Annotated in this window: 17 protein-coding genes and 1 pseudogene; 8 read left to right on the top strand and 10 right to left on the bottom strand. The window is 73.9% G+C overall.

The window, feature by feature from the left end; translation table 11 throughout:
* Positions 1-197: 197 nt before the first annotated feature.
* From ACFVVX_RS18410 to ACFVVX_RS18390, 5 genes are all read right to left on the bottom strand, one after another.
* Entirely contained in the window at positions 198-1289 is a 1092-nt protein-coding gene (locus ACFVVX_RS18410; protein WP_387946675.1) for a hypothetical protein, read from the bottom strand.
* A 111-nt stretch (positions 1290-1400) separates the two neighbouring features.
* Complete coding sequence (locus ACFVVX_RS18405; protein WP_387946673.1) at positions 1401-3254, bottom strand: threonine/serine exporter ThrE family protein; 1854 nt, start codon at positions 3252-3254, stop codon at positions 1401-1403.
* A 129-nt stretch (positions 3255-3383) separates the two neighbouring features.
* The gene (locus ACFVVX_RS18400) at positions 3384-4034 is read right to left on the bottom strand and encodes a DedA family protein (protein ID WP_387946671.1); all 651 of its coding nucleotides are present in this window, start codon (positions 4032-4034) and stop codon (positions 3384-3386) included.
* A gap of 228 nt (positions 4035-4262) precedes the next feature.
* On the bottom strand, positions 4263-6620 hold the full coding sequence (locus ACFVVX_RS18395) for a hypothetical protein (RefSeq protein WP_387946669.1): 2358 nt from the start codon (positions 6618-6620) through the stop codon (positions 4263-4265).
* Positions 6621-6721: 101 nt separating this feature from the next.
* Positions 6722-8674: an ATP-binding protein gene (locus ACFVVX_RS18390; RefSeq protein ID WP_387946667.1), complete on the bottom strand. Its 1953-nt coding sequence runs from the start codon at positions 8672-8674 to the stop codon at positions 6722-6724.
* Positions 8675-9016: 342 nt separating this feature from the next.
* On the opposite strand from ACFVVX_RS18390, the gene ACFVVX_RS18385 reads away from it, so the two are divergent.
* Positions 9017-9340: a hypothetical protein gene (locus ACFVVX_RS18385; protein WP_387946665.1), complete on the top strand. Its 324-nt coding sequence runs from the start codon at positions 9017-9019 to the stop codon at positions 9338-9340.
* Between the two features lie 85 nt (positions 9341-9425).
* Here the strand turns inward: ACFVVX_RS18385 and ACFVVX_RS18380 are convergent, their stop codons facing one another.
* Complete coding sequence (locus ACFVVX_RS18380) at positions 9426-10589, bottom strand: TetR/AcrR family transcriptional regulator (protein WP_387946663.1); 1164 nt, start codon at positions 10587-10589, stop codon at positions 9426-9428.
* Positions 10590-10802: 213 nt separating this feature from the next.
* Here ACFVVX_RS18380 and ACFVVX_RS18375 point away from each other — a divergent pair, with 213 nt between their 5' ends.
* On the top strand, positions 10803-11960 hold the full coding sequence (locus tag ACFVVX_RS18375) for an acyl-CoA dehydrogenase family protein (protein ID WP_387946661.1): 1158 nt from the start codon (positions 10803-10805) through the stop codon (positions 11958-11960).
* 119 nt (positions 11961-12079) lie between these two features.
* On the opposite strand, the gene ACFVVX_RS18370 is transcribed toward ACFVVX_RS18375, so the two are convergent.
* Positions 12080-12349, bottom strand: a complete 270-nt coding sequence (locus ACFVVX_RS18370; protein WP_387946659.1) for a hypothetical protein — start codon at positions 12347-12349, stop codon at positions 12080-12082.
* Positions 12350-12463: 114 nt separating this feature from the next.
* On the opposite strand from ACFVVX_RS18370, the gene ACFVVX_RS18365 reads away from it, so the two are divergent.
* Positions 12464-12781: a cupin gene (locus ACFVVX_RS18365; protein ID WP_387946657.1), complete on the top strand. Its 318-nt coding sequence runs from the start codon at positions 12464-12466 to the stop codon at positions 12779-12781.
* 43 nt (positions 12782-12824) lie between these two features.
* Here ACFVVX_RS18365 and ACFVVX_RS18360 read toward each other — a convergent pair whose 3' ends face one another.
* Positions 12825-13415 (bottom strand): TetR/AcrR family transcriptional regulator, encoded by a 591-nt coding sequence (locus tag ACFVVX_RS18360; protein WP_387946655.1) that lies wholly within the window; start codon positions 13413-13415, stop codon positions 12825-12827.
* A gap of 123 nt (positions 13416-13538) precedes the next feature.
* Between ACFVVX_RS18360 and ACFVVX_RS18355 the strand changes: the two genes are divergently transcribed.
* Positions 13539-15107, top strand: a complete 1569-nt coding sequence (locus ACFVVX_RS18355) for an MFS transporter (protein WP_387946653.1) — start codon at positions 13539-13541, stop codon at positions 15105-15107.
* A gap of 123 nt (positions 15108-15230) precedes the next feature.
* A complete protein-coding gene (locus tag ACFVVX_RS18350; RefSeq protein WP_387946651.1) occupies positions 15231-15875 on the top strand; it encodes a class I SAM-dependent methyltransferase in 645 nt (214 codons plus the stop codon).
* A 196-nt stretch (positions 15876-16071) separates the two neighbouring features.
* Here ACFVVX_RS18350 and ACFVVX_RS18345 read toward each other — a convergent pair.
* Positions 16072-16182 (bottom strand): annotated as a pseudogene (locus ACFVVX_RS18345) (DUF3626 domain-containing protein); the annotation flags it as partial.
* Positions 16183-16263: 81 nt separating this feature from the next.
* On the opposite strand from ACFVVX_RS18345, the gene ACFVVX_RS18340 reads away from it, so the two are divergent.
* The 3 genes from ACFVVX_RS18340 (at position 16264) to ACFVVX_RS18330 (ending at position 17783) form a co-directional block, all read left to right on the top strand.
* Positions 16264-16623 (top strand): YidH family protein, encoded by a 360-nt coding sequence (locus ACFVVX_RS18340; RefSeq protein WP_387946649.1) that lies wholly within the window; start codon positions 16264-16266, stop codon positions 16621-16623.
* A gap of 175 nt (positions 16624-16798) precedes the next feature.
* Positions 16799-17101 (top strand): Sec-independent protein translocase subunit TatA, encoded by a 303-nt coding sequence (tatA, locus tag ACFVVX_RS18335; protein ID WP_387946890.1) that lies wholly within the window; start codon positions 16799-16801, stop codon positions 17099-17101.
* 139 nt (positions 17102-17240) lie between these two features.
* The gene (locus tag ACFVVX_RS18330; RefSeq protein WP_387946647.1) at positions 17241-17783 is read left to right on the top strand and encodes a potassium channel family protein; all 543 of its coding nucleotides are present in this window, start codon (positions 17241-17243) and stop codon (positions 17781-17783) included.
* On the opposite strand, the gene ACFVVX_RS18325 is transcribed toward ACFVVX_RS18330, so the two are convergent.
* Complete coding sequence (locus ACFVVX_RS18325; protein ID WP_387946645.1) at positions 17780-18148, bottom strand: VOC family protein; 369 nt, start codon at positions 18146-18148, stop codon at positions 17780-17782. The two genes, ACFVVX_RS18330 and ACFVVX_RS18325, sit on opposite strands and share 4 nt — an antisense overlap.
* Positions 18149-18339 lie beyond the last annotated feature (191 nt).

Here is an 18339-nt window from a genome sequence, read left to right as displayed (position 1 = left end):
CCCGGCGCCATACCGCCCTGGGGGCGGCCGGGCCTGACGATCCGGTGGAAACATCGCATCACGTGACAATTCAGTCACTCGCCGCAATATTCTCAAGCCCGGCGCTTTTCACACACCAACCCCGCACCGCCGACCGAGTGATCCATCGGATGATCCGACTGCACCTCATCTTCGGTCAGGCGGACAGGGTATACGAACTACCGGTGGATCCTGGGCGTGCGCGGCCGCAGGTGGGGGTGACGGTCCGGCCGTCGCTCCAGGCCCGTCGGACGCACCGCGTACGTGCGGCTGCGGCCGGCCCGGACCGTCCGGCGGCGCTGCTGCGCCCCGTGCTGGCGGCCCGGCTCGTGCCCGGCGGGGGCGTAGCCGGACGGCGTCCGGGCGTACCCGGTGCCGGTCGGCGCGCCGCCGGGCGAGGAGGCCGCCGAGCGGCGGTCGGCGAGCCGGGCGGAGCGCCGGGCCAGCGCCCGGGCGGCGTGCGCGTCGAGGTGGGCGCTGGCCCGGGCGGCCATCCGCTCGGCGACCCGGTGGGCGGCGGGGTGGTTGGCCGAGACCTTGTCGGGGGCGCCGGCGATCAGGTCGAAAAGCCAGGTACGGGCGATGTCCGCACGCCGGTGCAGTCGGCGCTCGCGCCGGAGCGCCCGCGCCCGGCGGCGCGGACGGGTCGCGTACCGCCAGCGCGCCCAGGGGCTGCTCGGGCGGGCGAGCCGGATCGCGCCGATCCAGGAGATGCCGGGCACCATGATCCCGAGCAGACCGGTCCACACCTTGCCCTTGAGCAGGGTGACGACCATGGCCAGCGCGTTCAGCGAGATCACCGACACCAGCCCCCACCTGGTGTCCTTGCTGGGCTCCGCACCGAGCGGCACGTATCCCACGAGCAGCAGCGCGGTGAACAGGATGCCGAAGATCACCGCGTCCACCGACTTGCGGCCCTGCTCGCCCCAGTAGACGTCGTCCAGGTGCAGGATCAGCGCGAACTCGTCCAGCACCAGGCCGCAGCCGATGCCGAAGAGCAGCCCGAACAGGTCGATCCACGGGTGCCCGCCGTAGGTCGCGAACACCCCGATGCCGCCCACCAGCAGGAAGCCCAGGCCGAACACCATGTGGTGGATGTGCAGCCCGCCGGGGGTCACGTTGCCGGGCCACCAGCGCACCTGGGCCCTGATCATCCGCACGCTGAACCGGATGAAGACGAACGAGGTGATGAAGCCGACCAGCAGCAGGAACAGCGGTTGCTTGTGCGAGGCGAGGATGTGCTCGCGGTAGCCGTCCAGCAGTGTGGTCATGGGTCTTACCTTCGTTCCTGGTACTGCGTGCTGCCTGCCGCGACATGGACCGGGGGACAACAGCCGCCCAACCACCGGTCCGCGTGGCTCCGTTCCTTCTCCAACGTCCGCTCAGAAGCCGCGGGTGCGCTTGGCCGCCCGTCTGGGGAGGGCCGGGGCGAGCAGCGGCCGTTCGCCGCCGCCGGGGAGCTTCATGAAGAGCCGGGCCACCTCGCCACCGAGGTTGACGCCGATCGCCAGCGCCATCGCGATCGCCGCCGCGCGGCTGATCTGGACCAGGCCGCCGCTGGCGTGCCCCTGGGCGAAGGACAGCATCCCGAGGTAGAGCGCCGAACCCGGCATCAGCGGCCCGATCGCCGCCGTCACGTAGGGCAGCGCCGAGGCGTAGCGGTAACGGGCCATCAGCTGCCCGAAGAGGCCGACCAGGCCGGCCGCCACGCCGGTCGCCACGATCGGCGAGATGCCCGCGTTGTAGACCAGCACGCCGTAGCTGGACCAGCCGATGCCGCTGTTCAGGGTGACCATCGCGAGCGCGCGGCGGTCGGTCTGCAGCAGCATCGCGAAGGCGAGGGTCAGCACCAGCGCGGCGACCATCTGGACCGGCGGGTAGTTGACGCCGACCAGGCTCTCGTCCGGTCTGAGCTTGGCCTCGAAGCCGACGCCGAGGTAGAGGATCAGCATCACGCCGATCACGATGCCGGCGACCAGGTAGATCACTTCGAGCAGCCGGGCGGCGGCGGTGATGTAGAAGCCGGTCAGGCCGTCCTGGACGGCGGCCACCAGGGCGCGCCCGGGGAGCAGGGCGAACAGTCCGCCGGTGATCACGACGGAGCCGCGCAGGCCCCAGTCGTTGAAGGACAGGATGATGCCGGAGGCCGCCGCGGGCATCGCGGCGAGCACGAACTGGTAGAACTCCGGCAGCCCGCGGCGGGCGATCGAGGAGGCCAGGCGGTCGCCCAGGACGGCGGCGATGAAGGCGCTGGCGAACACCAGCCAGGCCTTGTCGTCCATCCGCCCGCCGACCAGGAAGGTCGCCGCGCCGGCCAGCAGGCCGGTGTTCAGCGAGAGCACCCAGGCCGGGTACGGGTGCCGGTTGCGGCGGATCGCGGCGAGGCGGCGGTACGCGTCGTTGACGGAGACCTGCTCCGCGGTGATGTCGGCGACCAGCTCGTAGACGGCGGTGAGGCGGGTGTAGTCGGAGGTGCGGCGGCGCACTACGCGGTCCGCGGTGATCGGCGGCTCGACCAGCGAGGGCTGGTGGGAGATGCCGATCAGGGTGAAGGTGACCTGCGGTTCGCAGCGGTCCAGCCGGTAGGCGTGCGCGATGCCGAGCATGGCCGCCTCGACGTCCTCGGCGGCCTCCCCGCTGGCGAGCAGCAGCTCGCCGATGCGCAGCGTCAGGTCGAGGATGCGCGGGACGTTGCGGGCGGAGGCGGAGGAGGGGTGCAGCTCGCGGGCGGTCCGCTCGAAGGCCGGGCGCTCGGACATCGGGGTGCGCAGCAGGGTGCGCATCCGGTCCGGCCAGGGGGCCTCGCCGGGGGCGCCGACCTGCAGGGTGGGCACGGCGATCCCGGTGGGCGGGGTGTAGCCGGCGGCGCGCCACTCCTCGGGGGTGAGGGTGTCCTCGGCGACCGAGCGCGGGCGGCGCGCGGGCGCCTCCGGGAAGGGCCCCGGTACCGGTTCGTCCTCGGGCTCGACCTCGCCTTCGGACTCGGCGGGCTCGGCGGGCTCGGCGGGCTCGGGGGCCAGCAGGCCCTTGGTCGGCGGGACCGGCGGGACGAGCGGGATCACGGTGGGGGCTTCGACGGACGGGGCCGGGTGTCCGAGCAGCCCCTCGGTGGGCGGCGCGTCGGAGGGGTGGACCGGCCGCGCCGGGGGTGTCTGCGGCCCGGTCCGGCGGGTCTGCCGGACCGCTCTGCCGCCCCTGGCCCGCTTGCCCCCGCCCGGTCGGCCCCGCTTAGGCACTTCCGCTCCTCGCCGCCCCTTGGTGGCACCGGGCTTCCCGGGCCGCCGCTCGATCTCCGGTTACACCTTGCCTGATCGAACAGCCGGACGCACATGTACGCGGCGGCGGGCGGCCGCCCCCGCGGGTGCCTACCCGGCGCGGTGGCGCGTCGCGGCGGCGCCGGCCCGGCGGGCCCGGAGCACCTCGACGGCCACCGGGACCACCGAGACCAGCACGATGCCGACCAGGATCGCCTCGATGTTGTCCCGGACGAAGGGGATCTGGCCGAGGAAGTAGCCGAGCACGGTGACCCCGGCGCCCCAGAGCACCCCGCCGATGAGGTTGAAGAGGACGAAGGTCCGGTAGTTCATCCTTCCCACCCCCGCGACGATCGGGGTGAAGGTCCGCACGATCGGCACGAAGCGGGCCAGCACGATGGCCTTCGGGCCGTGCCGGTCGAAGAAGGCGGCCGCCTTCTCCACGTTCTCCTGCTTGAACAGCCGGGAGTCGGAGCGGCGGAACAGGCCCGGTCCGACCTTGCGGCCGAAGAGGTAGCCGACCTGGTCCCCGGCCACGGCGGCGGCCACGATCAGTGCGCAGACCAGCCAGAGCGGCTGGTGGAGGTAGGTGCCGCCGGCCACCAGGAGGCCGGTGGTGAAGAGCAGCGAGTCCCCGGGGAGGAAGAAGCCGATCAGCAGGCCGGACTCGGCGAAGACGATGGCCAGGATGCCGAGCAGCCCGAAGGTGGAGATCAGGTGGGTCGGATCGAGCCAGGACGGGCCGAGGGCGAGGCTGGTCACGGGGTGGACGCTCCTGAGGGGGGTCGACTCTTGGCAATGAAACAGTAAAGCATTCACCAAGAAGATCTAAAGCAGGAGGGCGGGGCGGGCTCGGACCGCGGACGGGGGCAGGGTGCGCGACGGCCCCGGCGGGGGCCTGCGAGGCCGGCCCGCCGGGGCCGTGAACGGTGGAACGGGGAACAGGGAGCGGGAAGCAGGGAGCGGTGACCGGGGAGCGGTGACCGGACCTCAGAGGCCGTAGCGCTCGATGATCCCCTCGTGCCGGGCGGTGTCCGCGCCCGCGGCCCTGGCCAGGTCGAGCCAGGCGAGCGGATGCGGCCAGGACGCGGTGAGCCGGTGCAGCAGCGCGTCCGCCTCGGCGGCCTGCGCGGTCGGCGGCACGGCGAGGGCGGCGTAGATGCCGGGCAGCATGCCGTCCTCCTCCGCCGGGTCGGTGACGCTGTACTGCTCGCCGCTGTACGCCCACACCGCGTAGCCGGCCTGCTGCAGCTCCTCGCGCAGCTCGCCCCAGGCCTGGTCGCCCGGCCAGCCGCCGTCGATCCAGTAGGTGGTGCAGCCGGCCGGGTCGAGCAGGGTCAGCAGCCCGAACACCGGACGCCAGCGCCGCTTCTCCTCCTCCGGGGCGTCCTCGGCCGGCGGCTCCTCCAGCAGGGCCGGGCCGAAGACCACCACGTCGCCGTGGTTGAGCGTCAGGTCGTCGCCGAGCACCGGCAGGATCCGGGCGGTCGCCGGGCCGGTCCGGACGGCCGGCAGGTCCGCGGTGGCACCGTTGGTCCGGGTGGCCCGGACGGTGACCAGCTGCCACTCCTCGTCCACCGGGCCCTCGGGCTCGTCGAACTCGATGCCGATCAGGGCGCCGGTCGAGCGGACCGCGGCCCAGTCCCGGTTGACGGTGGCCGCGGTGATCAGGTGCCAGAGGTCCGGCTCCCGGACGGTGCGGTGCTGCTCGTGCTCCGGGGCGCCCTCGGCGGGCAGCGCGTGCTCCAGGATCTCCTGGTACAGCCGCTGCGCGGTCAGGTGGTCGCCCAGCTCGGTCGCCGCGGTGGCGGCCAGCCGACGGGTGTTGATCCGGTCCGGGTGCGCGGCCAGGATCGCCTCGCACTGCTCCACCACCTCGGCCCAGCGGCCCTCGGCGGCGGCCCAGCGCGCCCGCACCCAGTGCCCGTCGGCCGGGCTGGTCGCGGCGAGCCGGTCGGCGAGGCGGCGGACGCCCTCGCCGTCCTCGGCGTCGATCAGCATCGCGCCGAGCAGGCCGGTCAGCTCCTCGTTCCCCGGATCGGCGTCGAGCCGCTCCCAGAGCTGGTCGGCGGCGGCCCGGACGTGGCCGAGGCCGCCCAGCACCGCGGCCAGGTTGAGCGCCAGCCCGGTGGCACCGGACGGCTCGCCCCGGTACTGCTCCAGGGCGGCGGCGAGCAGGTCGGCGGCGCTCTCGTAGGGCGTGTCCGTCTCGGCGAGGTGGGCCGCCAGCTCGGCGGGCGGTACCGGCAGCCCGGGCACCGGGAGCGCCTCGGCGGCCGCCCGCAGTGCGGCGACCTGCTCGGCGACGCCCTCGGTGCGCCGCAGCCGGCCGAGCTTGCGCTCGCCGGTGACGGCCAGGGTGAGCGCGACCGTCCGGGCACCGCGGGCCAGGGCCAGCCGTCCGGCGGCCAGCAGCAGGTCGACGCAGGGGCGGTGCGAGCCGGTGGCGTCGAGGTAGCCGACCCAGCCGGCCAGGGCGGCCCCAAGCTCGGCGTCGTTCTCCCAGGCGCCGGCGGCGACCAGCAGCTCGACCGTCTTCGTCCACGCCGCCCGCAGGTCCGCGTGGCGCTCGGCCTGCGCCAGCGGGGGCAGCAGGGCGAGGGCCTCATCGGTGCGGCCCAGCGAGGCGAGCGCGCGGGCCCGCAGCAGGGCGCCCCAGCGCTGGTCGCTCTCGTCGATCTCGCGGCCCCGGGCGCGCTCGGCCTGCTCGGCGGTGTCGAGCAGGGCCAGCACGTCCTCGTGCCGGTCGAGCAGGTGGAGGGTACCGGCCCGGGCGTGGTGGAAGTGCAGCGAGAGCCGCTCGCCGGCCGCCTGGATCCGGGCGGCCGCGGTGTCGAGGTGGCTGAGCGCCTCGGCCGGGCGGCCGTCGTCCTCCAGGGCGTCGGAGTACTCCCGGGAGAGGCAGTCGAAGCAGGCCCGGGCGGGCTCGATCCGCTCCAGCGTCTCGCTGAGCACGGCGAGCCGCTCGGGCACGTAGCCGGGGCCGTCGACCCGGGCGTGGCAGATCGCGAAGTCCTGCACCACGCAGACGGACTGCGGGCAGCCCGCGGTCTCCTCGCGGTGCGCGAACTCCAGCAGGTCGACCGCCTCGGGCAGGGCCTGCTCGCCCTGGTGGCGCTTGTTCAGCAGGTTCTGCATCCGCCAGTGCCGCAGGTAGACCTCGACCCAGGGCAGGCCGAGCGCCCGGGCGGCGGCGACGGCCTCCGGGAAGACGGCGTCGAGCTGGTCGTTGCGCCCCTCGTTGGCGTGGCCGGGGAGCTCGTAGATGGCGTCGGCCAGCCGCCGGTGGCCGGCCTCGGCCAGCTGCTGGTGGGTGTCGTGCACCCAGGCCCAGATGTCGGTGCTCATACCGGTTCCGTCTCCCCCTGCGGGTTGTGCGTCGTACTGATGGACAGTGTGCCGACCGCCTCTGACGGGCCGTGCGGCGGGCAGGTCTCCGCGGGCACCGCTCAGGACTCCCCGGCGCGCTCGCCGGAGCGCTCCCCGGGACCGTCCGAATCACCAGGACCGCCCAGGCCGTCCGGGCTGTCCGGGACACCGGGCAGGCCCTCGGGGACGGCCGCGGTCAGCGCCGAGACCGCCGTGCCGATGCCGGCCAGGGCCGCCGTGAGGTCCCCGCCGGCCGAACCGGCCGAGGCCGCCGCCATGATCACCTTGAGCGAGCGGAGCAGCCCGGCGGCGGTGGCGCTGCCGGTGTGCCCGGCGCGGTAGGCGGTGAGCAGGTCCTGGACGGCGGGGCAGGCGAGGTTGAGGTACAGCCGGGCCTTCACCTCGCCGTCGGTGCGGGCGGTGAACGCCCTGGCCAGGCGCAGCGCCGCGGACGGGATCCGGGCGTCCGTCTGGTCGTCCTCGATCCGGGCCTTGAGCTCGGCCTCGCGGTCCGGCACCAGCACCAGCGGCAGGCCGGGCGGGTCGAACCGGGCCGGGACGAGCTGCTCGCCCGGTTCGGCGAGGGCGCCGGCCAGCCAGCCGCTCTCCTCCGCGGGCAGCGGGCGCTCGGGGTCGCGGAACAGCTCGCGGTTGCCACTCTCGCTGCCGAGTTCGACGATCCGGCAGTCGCGCAGCCGGGCGTAGCGGCGCAGGAACGGCAGGACGGCGTAGCGGTCGCCGCGGGCGATCGGCACCTGCATGGCCCGGTAGAGCATCTCCTCGAAGCCGCCGCCGCTGCCGAGCGCGACGTGCACCGCTCCCCCGCCGGCCGCCCGCAGCGCGCCGGCGGTCAGGTCCCCCTGGGAGGTGGGGACCGGGACGTCGTCGGCGAGCAGGGTGAAGAGCCGGTCGTCGCAGAGCGCGGCGCCGAGCAGGTCCTGGCCGTGCCGGGCGAGGATGCGGCGCCAGGCGGCGGGGTGCAGGCGGGCGGTCTCGTAGAGGCCGTCGACGATGGCGTCGGTGAGGGTCTGCTGGAGGGCGCGGTAGTGCTCGTCGCGCTGGAGGTCCTCGCGGCTGGCGGTGGGGGTGAGCCGGCTGGACTCGACCACGCCGCCGATGAACCCGGCCCAGCTGGGCAGCAGCTCGCGGGCGTCCTCGGAGAGCAGCATGCCGCGCAGGTAGACGGCGAGGTCGCGGTTGTCGCTGCTGCCGTAGGTGCCGCCGTCCTGGACCCAGAGCAGGCCGATCGCGTCGGTGCCGCCCTCGACCGGCTCGACCGGGAAGGCGGTGAGCGGTTCGAAGCGCCGGCCGAAGGCGGAGGCGAACCGCATCCGGGCCGCGTGCACGTCCCCCGCGGTCTGCTGGCGCCAGGGCACCGGGACGGCGTTGACGGGCTGGTCGTCGTCGCCGACGTAGACCGGGATCGGCAGCAGCACGCAGTACCGGCCGAGCACCTCGCGCAGCGCGTACTCGTCGGCGAGGTGGGCGTGTTCGGCCTTCAGGGCCAGCTCGACCACGGTGCCGGGGACGGGCCGGGCGGGCACCGGTTCGACGCTGTACTGCTCGCCGCCGCGGCTGCGGTAGCGGTGGCCGAGGGCCGGTTCGCGGTGCGAGGTGGTGGTGACGACGACCTCGTCGGCGACCGAGAAGGCGGAGAGGAAGCCGAGCCCGAAGGCACCGATCAGCTCCTGGTTGCCGGTGAGTTCGCGCAGCATCCGGGTGTAGCCGGTGCCGACGGTGGCGAGGTAGGAGTGGATCTCCGGCTCGGTCAGGCCGGCGCCGGTGTCCTCGATCGCGACGGTGCGCCGGTCGGCGTCGCCGCGCACCCGGATCAGCGGCCGGTGGTCGCCGTCCGGGTCCTCCAGCAGCCGCCGGGTGTGCGAGTCGTGGGCGTTCTGGACGAGTTCGCGCAGGGCGACCAGCGGGGTGGAGTAGAGGTGGGTGGCGAGGACGTTCACCAGTCCGCCGAGATCGACCTCGGTCGTACGCAGATCCTCGGCGGGCACGGGGTCGAGCGGGAGGCCTTCAGACATGGGTCCCCAGTGTGCCAGTGCGACTATCCGGCGACCATTTCTTTCTGACGACAGAGGACCGGTCAACACCGTGTTGACAGCGGGGCCTTGTCGACGGACCCGTTCGGCGGAGCGAACATGCCACCGGACGAGGGAACTTGGGCGCCCTGGCGAAACCCGGGCCGGGTTCGGCCGTTCACCGTAAATGCCTTCTTCATGACACCATCGGGCGAATTGCCACCCATTCGGTGGAGTTCGCCCACGGTCCTGGTGAATGCTGGGCGTGCGACGTCAGGCAACGGCGCTTCGGGGCGGCCACTCCGGAGGCGCCACTTTTCGCACTCCACCACCAGGGAGACCAGCGTGTCCCGTATTCGCGCAGCCGCCGCCGTCACCGCCCTCGGGGCGTTCCTCCTCGTCGGCGTCGGTGCCGCCACCGCGCACGCCGACAACGGCGCCGGCGCCGACCACCACTCCAACAGCAGCGTGGTGAGCAACACCGGTTCCAACAACGTCATCGGCAACGTCCACGGCAACGTGGTCAACACCCAGCAGACCGCCACCGGTTCCGGTGCCAGCAACCAGAACAACGGCGTGGCCGTCGCCGGGAACTCCGGCAACGTCGGCGCCCTGCAGGGCAACGGCAACCTCGCGGCCAAGGTGTACTACCCGCACGTCCTCTACTAGGCCGCGCCCGCGCTCCCCACGGCGCAACCGTTGTTCCAGGGCCGGGTGCCCGCCCCACCAGCGCGGGGCGGGCACCCGGCCGCGGCTATCCGTCCACCCCGAGGACGGCCCGGCCCAGACGCTGCAGGCAGTCGCCGAGGTCCGGCCGCTCGCTGCCGGGCCGGTTCCGCACCCCGTCGTTGACCAGCGCGAACAGCGCGTGCACCCGGATCCGGGCCTCCGCGCCGTCGCACTCCGGGCGGACGGCGCACAGCAGCCCGACCCAGGTCCGCAGGAAGTCCCGGCGGAAGTCGACGGCGGCCCGGCGGTCCGGCGGGGCCAGCCGTTCGGTCTCGCTGAGCATCGCGCCCAGGTAGTCGCCGTTGCGCCGGGCGAAGCCGACGTACGCGTCCAGGCCGGCCGCCAGCGCCCGCTGCGGCCCGTCGGCGGCGGCGATGGCGCCCTCGACCTCGTGCCAGAGCCGCTCCCGGCTGCGGACCAGTGAGGCGGCCAGCAGTTGCGCCTTGCTGTCGAAGTGCCGGTACACACTGGGCCCGGAGATACCGACCGCGGCGCCGATCCGGTCGGTGCTGACGTTGTCGAAGCCGCGCTGGTGGAACAGCCGGACGGCCGCCGCCAGCAGTTCCTCCCGGCGCGGCTGCGGCCTCGGCTCCGCCGCGGGCGGCGCCGCCGGACCGGGATCGGCCACGGCGGCGTCGAGCGGCACCGCGAACACCGCCGCCACCAGCTCGCGCAGCAGCCGCTCGGCCCGGCGCGGCTGCGGCGGCGCCGACTGGTAGGACAGGCCCGAACAGACCGAGAGCGCCGACCAGCCCAGCAGTTCGGCGTCGGCGGCCGCCAGCGCGGGCCGCTCGGCGCGCAGCAGGGCGGCCAGCACCGCGACGTCCGCCCGCAGTTCACGGCGCAGCGCGGCCCGCCGGGCGGGCGGCAGCAGCCGGGCGTCCCGCTGGACCAGGGTGCCCAGCGGCCGGTGCCCGACCGCGACGGCGGCCAGCGCCGCGCCGGCCCCGGCGGTGTCCCCGGCCGAGCGCAGCCCCTCCCCGAGCGCGTCCAGCCCCACCCGCAGGGCGCGGTCGAGCAGTTCGGGCTTGCCCCGGAAGTGCCGGTAGAGGGCCGGCGCGGTGATGCCGACCCCGGCGGCGACCTCGGTCATGGAGACCTGGTGGTAACCGCTGCGATGGAACCGGTCGGCGGCGACGGCGAGGATCTGCGCCCGCCGGGAGGACGCGGGCGGCCGCCGGACCACCATGACGCTCCTCCTCCACCCTGTCGTTCGATGCCGTCCGTAGGCTAGCAAGGATTCACTTGACGGCCCCGGGGGCCGGGCCCGGCACCGGTCGCAGCCACGTGGGGGCAGCGGCCGCGGCCGCCGTCGAAACCCGGGCGGCGACCCTGGACAGGCGAAGCTACCGGAGATTAACTTGTGGGGCGATCACCTGGCACCACCGAAGGGAGCGCCGTCGTGCGCCGCACCGTGTTCACCGAGGACCACGAGGCCTTCCGGGAGACCATCCGGGACTTCGTCGCACGCGAGGTCGTCCCCGTCTACGAGAGCTGGGAGGCCGAGGGCCACCCGCCGCGCGACTTCTACCGCAAGCTCGGCGAACTGGGCGTCTACGGCATCGAGGTGCCGGAGGAGTACGGCGGCGCGGGCGAGAGCGGCTTCAAGTACCAGGCGGTCATCGCCGAGGAGGTCGCCCGGGCGGGCGTCAGCTTCGGGTCCTCCGGCGTGCACACCGGCCTGGTGCTGCCGTACCTGCTGGAGTACGCCGACGAGGAGCAGAAGCGGCGCTGGCTGCCGGGCTTCGTCTCCGGCGACATCATGACCGCCATCGCGATGACCGAGCCGGGCGCCGGCTCCGACCTGGCCGGTATCACCACCACCGCCCGGCTCTCCGGGGACGGCACCCACTACGTCCTCAACGGCGCGAAGACCTTCATCACCGGCGGCGTGCTGGCCGACCTGGTCCTGGTGGTCTGCCGCACCGCGCCGTACGACCCGGAGAACCGCCGGGCGGGGCTGTCCATCCTCTGCGTGGACACCGCGTCCGAGGGCTACACGGTCGGCCGCAAGCTGCAGAAGATCGGCCTGCGCACCTCGGACACCGCCGAGCTGGCGTTCAGCGACGTCAAGGTGCCGGTGGAGAACCTGCTCGGCGAGGAGGGCCGGGCCTTCGCGTACCTGACCCACAACCTGGTGCAGGAGCGGCTGGCGATCGCGGTCGGCGCCTACGCGGCCTCCGCGGCGGCGGTGCGCTTCGCCGTCCAGTACGTCAAGGACCGCAAGGTCTTCGGCAAGCCGGTGGCGGAGTTCCAGAACACCAAGTTCACGCTGGCCGACTGCGAGGCCCAGGTGATGGCCCAGCAGTCGATGGTGGACCGCGCGCTGGAGCTGTACCAGAACGGCGAGCTGACGGTCGCCGACGCGGCGGCGGCGAAGCTGTTCTGCACCGAGTCCGCCTCGACGCTGATCGACAAGTGCCTTCAGCTGCACGGCGGTTACGGGTACATCCTGGAGTACCCGATCGCCCGGCTCTACACCGACAACCGGGTGTTCCGGATCTACGGCGGGACGAGCGAGGTCATGCGCAGCATCATCGCCAAGTCGCTCGGCCTCTGAGCCCGGACGGCCACGGACCGCCGCCCGACCGGGCCCCCGGCCGGGCGGCGGTCGGACGGCGGCCGGACCCGGAGAGGGCCCGGACCGACCAGGACCGACCAGGACCGACCAGGACCGGCCTAGTTGGCCGAGCTGCGCTCGGCGCGCCAGGCGTCCCAGCCCGCCGTCGACGCCACCTTCGCCTCGCGCAGCGCACGCTGGGCCATCGCGGAGGGCGGGGTGTCCAGCTGCTGCACCCAGCCCCGGCCGGCCGAGGCCAGCGCCGCGCACACCATGGCCGCGCCGGCCAGTCCGAGCACCGCACCGACTCCGGTGAGCACCGCACCGCCGGCCAGCAGCGAGCGGTTGACCTGGAACCCACTGAGAAAACTGTTGTTGTTGGTCGCCATGCCTCCACCATGGAGGCACTCGGCGACCTCCGCACGCCGAGTACCTCCAGGTGCGGGACACCCGCCCGTCCGCGACGCTGGGCCGGGGGAGAAACCCGCCCGGGAGGACGCGCGATGGTCGATCTCGAACAGCTGGCCGACGAACACGCCGCCAAGGCCGCCGCCGGCCCGCACGGACGCAGCGCCCATCTGGTGCTCCACGACGGCGTGCTGCGCCAGACCGTGATCGCGCTGACCGCCGGCACCTCGCTGGACGAGCACAACGCCCCGGCCGCCGCCAGCATCCAGGTGCTGCGCGGCCGGGTCTCGCTGACCATCGCCGGTCGGCTGCAGGAGCTGTCGGCGGGCCGGCTGGAGGCGATCCCGCAGGAGCGGCACGGTCTGCTGGCCCACGTCGACTCGGTCGTGCTGCTGACCGCCGTGACCGTCTGACACCGGGCCCGGCCCGGGCCCGGCGGACCAACGGGAGCGGCCCCTAGGACGCGGCCGGCTTCAGCGCGCTGTCGCCGACCAGCCGCAGTCCGCGCAGGAAGTCCCGCCCGGTCGGCGCCTGGTCGGGCGCGGCCATCCACAGGGCCGCCATCCCGGCGAGCAACGCCTGGTAGAACATTCCGCGCGCCAGCTCCTCCTCGGTGTCCGGCACCTCGGGGAGCCCCTGGAACAGTGCGGCCAGCCCGAGCCGCGCCATCCGCTGCGACTCGCCGAGCGCCTTCTCCAGCTCGGGCGCGTGCGCGATCTGCGCGATCGCCTCGAACTGGGCCGCCCAGAGGCCCCGGTGCTCGACGAAGGTGTCCTTCACCCCGTCCCAGACCGCGATGAAGCGCTCCTCCGGGTCACCCGAGGCCGCGGTCGCACCCGCCACCACCGTGGCCAGCGTCTCGCCCCACTCCCCCGTGGCCTCGATCAGCGCCGCGTTGAGCAGCGCCTCCTTGGAGCCGAAGTGGTAGCCGATGGCCGCCAGGCTGACGCCGGAGGCCGCGGCGATGTCGCGGGCGGTGGTGCGCCCGTATCCCTTTTCGTACAGGCAGCGCTTGGCGCCGGCCATCAGGTCTTCGCGGTTTCCCATGACTCCGATGCTACGAAAGATCTGGACGAATGTCTTGCACGCCCGTCTAGGACTTTCGTCTCGCACGATTGATTCAGACGCTCGTACTAGACAAACGTCTGACACGTCCGTACCGTCTTCCTCATGACCGCAACCACCGGCCGCGCAGGCCGTCGCGAATGGATCGGCCTGGCCGTCCTCCTCCTCCCGACCCTCGTCCTGACCATGGACATGGGCGTGCTCTTCTTCGCCGTCCCGTTCATCTCCACCACGCTGGCGCCGAGCGGCACCGAGCAGCTGTGGATCATGGACATGTACTCGTTCCTGCTGGCCGGGCTGCTGATCACGATGGGATCGCTGGGCGACCGGATCGGCCGCCGCCGGCTGCTGATGATCGGCGCCGCCGGGTTCATCGGCGCCTCGCTGCTCGCCGCCGAGGCGGACGGCGCCGGCGAGCTGATCGCCGCCCGTGCCCTGCTCGGCATCGCCGGGGCCACCGTGATGCCCTCGACCCTCGCGCTGATCCGCAACATGTTCCACGACCCCAAGCAGCGCCAGATCGCGCTCGGCGCCTGGGGCGGCATCCTCACCGCCGGTGCCACCCTCGGCCCGGTGGCCGGCGGCCTGCTGCTCGACCACTTCTGGTGGGGCTCGGCCTTCCTGATCGCCGTGCCGGTGATGGCGCTGGTCCTGCTCGCCGCCCCCGTGCTGCTGCCCGAGTACCGCTCGCCGCAGGCCGGCCGCTTCGACCTGGCCGGCGCGGTGCTGTCGCTGGCCGCGATCCTGCCGCTCGTCTACGGCATCAAGACCCTGTCGGTGGACGGCTGGAGCCTGCTGCCCGCCCTGGCCGTCCCGGCCGGGCTGCTGTTCGCCGCCGCCTTCGTGTGGCGCCAGCGCACCGCCGCCGCCCCGCTGCTCGACCTCGGCCTGTTCCGGATCCGGACCTTCAGCGGCGCGATCACCGTCAACACCATCGCCATGTTCGCGATGATGGGCTTCACCCTCTTCACCTCGCAGTACCTGCAGCTGGTGAAGGGCATGAGCCCGCTGGAGGCCTCGCTCTGGGCGCTGGTCCCGAGCGTCGGTGTCGGTGCGGCCGTCGGCCTGAGCGCCGCCCTGGCCGGGAAGGTCCGCCCCGCGATCATGATGGCCGGCGGCTTCCTGATCGGCGCCGGCGGCTTCGCGATGATGACCACGGTCGGCGCGCACTCCCCGCTCGCCCTCATCCTCACGGCGGCGGGCGTCCTGGCCGCCGGCACCGTCGGCACCATGACCCTCACCGCGGAGATGGTGGTCTCCGCCGCCCCGATCGAGCGGGCCGGCGCCGCCTCCGCCACCTCCGAGACCGCGGTCGAGCTCGGCAGCTCCCTCGGCATCGCCCTGCTCGGTGCCGCCGGCGCCGCGGTCTACCGCTCGCAGCTGGACGGCGCCCTGCCCGCCGGCGTGGACGGCGAGGCCGCCCGGGCCGCGCAGGACACCCTCGGCGGAGCCGTCACCGTCGCCGCCCACCTGCCCGACCGCATCGGCGCCGAACTCCTGGAGACCGCCCGCGCCGCCTTCACCGACGGCCTGCACGTCGCCGCCGTCGTCGGCCTGGTCTTCGCCCTCGGCGCCGCGACCCTCGCCTACCACCTGATGAAGCACCTCCCCGCCCAGGCCCCCGCCGCGGCCGCCGAGGCTGCCGACGCCCCCACCGCGCCGGCCGCGATCTGACGCACCGCCGACCGGTCCACGCACGCGAGTCATCGAGAGCCCCCGCCCACCCGGGCGGGGGCTCTCGCGCTGCCCGCGCCGAAACCCGGTGCCCGGAGCCCGCGGCCGTGCCAGGCTGGGGCCATGTCGGAAACGGGAGATCACGGGCGGGTCCGGGCGAGTTACGACACCGTCGCGGAGGAGTACCGGCAGCGGATCGGGGGCGAGTTGGCGGGCAAGCCGCTGGACCGGGCGCTGCTGGGGGTGCTGGCCGAGGAGGCCGCCGGGAGCGGCACCCCGGTGGCGGACCTCGGGTGCGGGCCGGGGCACGTGGCGGGGTGGCTGGCGGAGCGCGGGGTGCGGGTGGTGGGGATCGACCTGTCCCCGGCGATGGTGGGGATCGCCAGGCGGGAGCACCCCGGGGTGGAGTTCCGGCAGGGGGACCTGCTCGACCTCCCGGCGGCAGACGGCGAGTTCGGCGCGGCGGTCGCGCTCTACTCGGTGATCCACCTCGAACCCGCCGAGCTGCGGCCCGCCTTCGCGCAGATGCGGCGGGTCCTGCGGCCCGGCGGCTGCCTGCTGCTCGCGTTCCACCTCGGCACGGAGGTGCGGCACCTCGACGAGTGGTGGGGGCACCAGGTCGAGGTGGACTTCCACTTCCTGGAGTCGGAGGCCGTCGCCGGGCTGCTGACGGACGCCGGGTTCACCGTGGAGGCCCGGCTGGAGCGCACCAACCTCCCGCAGGAGGCCGAGACCCGGCGCGGCTACCTGCTCGCCCGCCGCGACTGACGCTGGACGCTAGTGCCGCGTCAGGCAACTTTTGCCCGTAAAGGAGCGGCGTCCGGTGCGTGCTATCGGCGTGCCGGCCGGAAGTCCTCGTACTGGACGTACTTGGGCTTTCGGCCGGTGCGGCGAGAGTGCGTGCCGGGCGTCGCGACGGGGCGAAGGTTGCCTGACGCGGCACTAGGGTCCGCCGGTGGCCGGCCAGCCTGAAGTGGGCGGAGCCGAAGCGCGGGGCGGCCCCCAGCGGGTGGCGGCGGAAGTCCAGCGCGCCGTAGACCGGGCGCTCCGGCGCCGGTGACCCGTCGTACGCGCCAGGGGGCGTCCCGAGCTGCGGGGCGGCGCCGGGGAGCCTAGGGTCGCGGTACGGGAACGCCCGAGGTGGAGGACCGTGGGGATGCCGGAGCCCGACCAGCAGGAGGGCGGCGACGAGCCGGACTACCGCTTCTCGCTCGCCAACGAGCGGACCTTCCTGGCCTGGATCCGGACGGCGCTCGGCCTGCTCGCGGGCGGGATCGCGGTGGACCAGCTCACCCCCGACGTCGCGCCCGCGCCGCTGCGGATCGCGCTGGCCGTGGTCTGCGCGCTCGGTGGGGCGGTTCTCGGCGCCGCCGCGTACCGGCGGTGGACCAGGATCGAGGCGGCGATGCGGGCGGGCGCGCCGCTGCCGCACTCCCCCTTCATGCTGGCGCTGGCGGTGGGGGTGACCCTGGTGGCGGCGGTCTTCTGCGGGCTGCTCATCGGATACTCGGGCTGACGGCCCCCGACCCCAAGTGGTCCAGACCACTACTCAGGACCCGCTTGAGCAACACCTGCTTTTTGACCAGCGTTTCCCGGCCGGTGTATACGTTCGCCGCCACGGACAGGCATACTGGCCAGGTCGGGCGCTTTGCCCTCCTGTGACTCTAGACAAGAAGGGACCGGTGGCCAGGATGCTGCGGAACGGTCTTGAGCCCTGGCACCTCTTGGTGGTGCTGGCTGTCGTTGTCCTGCTGTTCGGATCGAAGAAGCTGCCGGAGATGGCCCGCGGCCTCGGCAAGTCGATGCGCATCCTCAAGGCGGAGACCAAGGCGCTGCGCGAGGACGACGCACCGGCCGCGGACGCCGCCGCCGCCCCGGGGACGGCGCAGAGCACCGCCGCCCCGCAGCAGCCCGCCGCTCCCCAGCCGCCGGCCGCCGTCGCTCCGACCAACATCACCAAGGCCACCGAGACCCCCCGGTCCACCACGGCCTGATCGTCCGACAGAGCCCCCGCCGGCGAGGCGGGGGCTCTGTCGCGTCCGGGCCCGGCTCCCGCCCGGCCCGATCCGCGGGACGGCCCGGACGGAGCAACCCCGCAGGCGGAACCCCGTCCGGTCGCACAGGCTGGGCGGGATGTCCGAGAACCAGCCGCCGCCCACCCGGGACCGCATCGACGTGCGGGCCTGGTGCCTGCTGCTGGGCTCGTTCGTGCTGCTGATGGTCGGCTACTTCACCCTGCCGCTGCGCGCCCTCGGCGACCACCGGCCGGTGTTCAGCTGGCTGGTGTTCGCGGCCGTGCTGACCGGCCTGACCGGCCTGCTGCTGGCCCGGATCATCGACATCCTGCGGGGCACCGGCCGCCGGCCCGGTGTCTGGCTGGTGTTCCTGATCTGCCTCTCGCTGACCGTCTTCGCCAGCACCTACTTCGTGCTCGCCGACCACCCCGGCGAGTTCGACGGGCTGAACACCCGGCTCGACGCGCTCTACTTCACGATCGTCACCATGTCCACCGTCGGGTACGGCGACATCACCGCGGCGGGGCAGGGGCCGCGGCTGGTGGTGATCCTGCAGATCGTCTACAACTTCGTCTTCCTGGCCACCGCGGCGGGGACGCTGGCCCAGGTGGTCCGCAGCGGGGTGGAGAGCCGGGTGCGGCGGCGCCCCAAGAACGACTAGCCGCGGCTGGTGTCGATGACGCAGAAGCGGTTGCCGTCGGGGTCGGCGAGGACGACGAAGTCCGGGTCCTGCGGGTAGAGGTCCCAGTCGACGTGCCGGGCGCCGAGGGCGACCAGCCGCTCGACCTCGGCCGCCTGGTCGGCGGCGTCCGCCGCGTACAGGTCGAGGTGGACGCGCGGGTGCTCCTGGACGGGTGACTCGCTGCGGCCGAGCGCCAGCTGGACGCCGGGGCCCTCGGCGGGCACCAGGACCACCCAGCGGTCCCCGATCGCGTCGCGCGGCACGTACCCCAGCGCCTGCGTCCAGAACGCGGCCGCGTGACGGACGTCCGCGACGCCCAGGACGACGGACCCGATGCTCAGCATGTGTTCCACCCTTCGCGCATGCGCGCCGCCCCGCCGGACCCCGGGCAGCCGAGGCGGGCGTGCGCGCCCCGCCACCCCAGCACAGGGCGCGACCCGTTCATTCCCGGGCCTAGTGCCGCGTCAGGCAACCTTCGCCCCGTCGCGACGCCCGGCACGCACTCTCGCCGCACCGGCCGAAAGCACGCACCGGA

It is taken from the genome of Kitasatospora sp. NPDC058170, from assembly GCF_042883905.1.
Classification (GTDB): domain Bacteria; phylum Actinomycetota; class Actinomycetes; order Streptomycetales; family Streptomycetaceae; genus Kitasatospora.
Note: the sequence above shows the minus strand (reverse complement) of the source record. Positions and strands in the feature narration are given on the sequence as shown.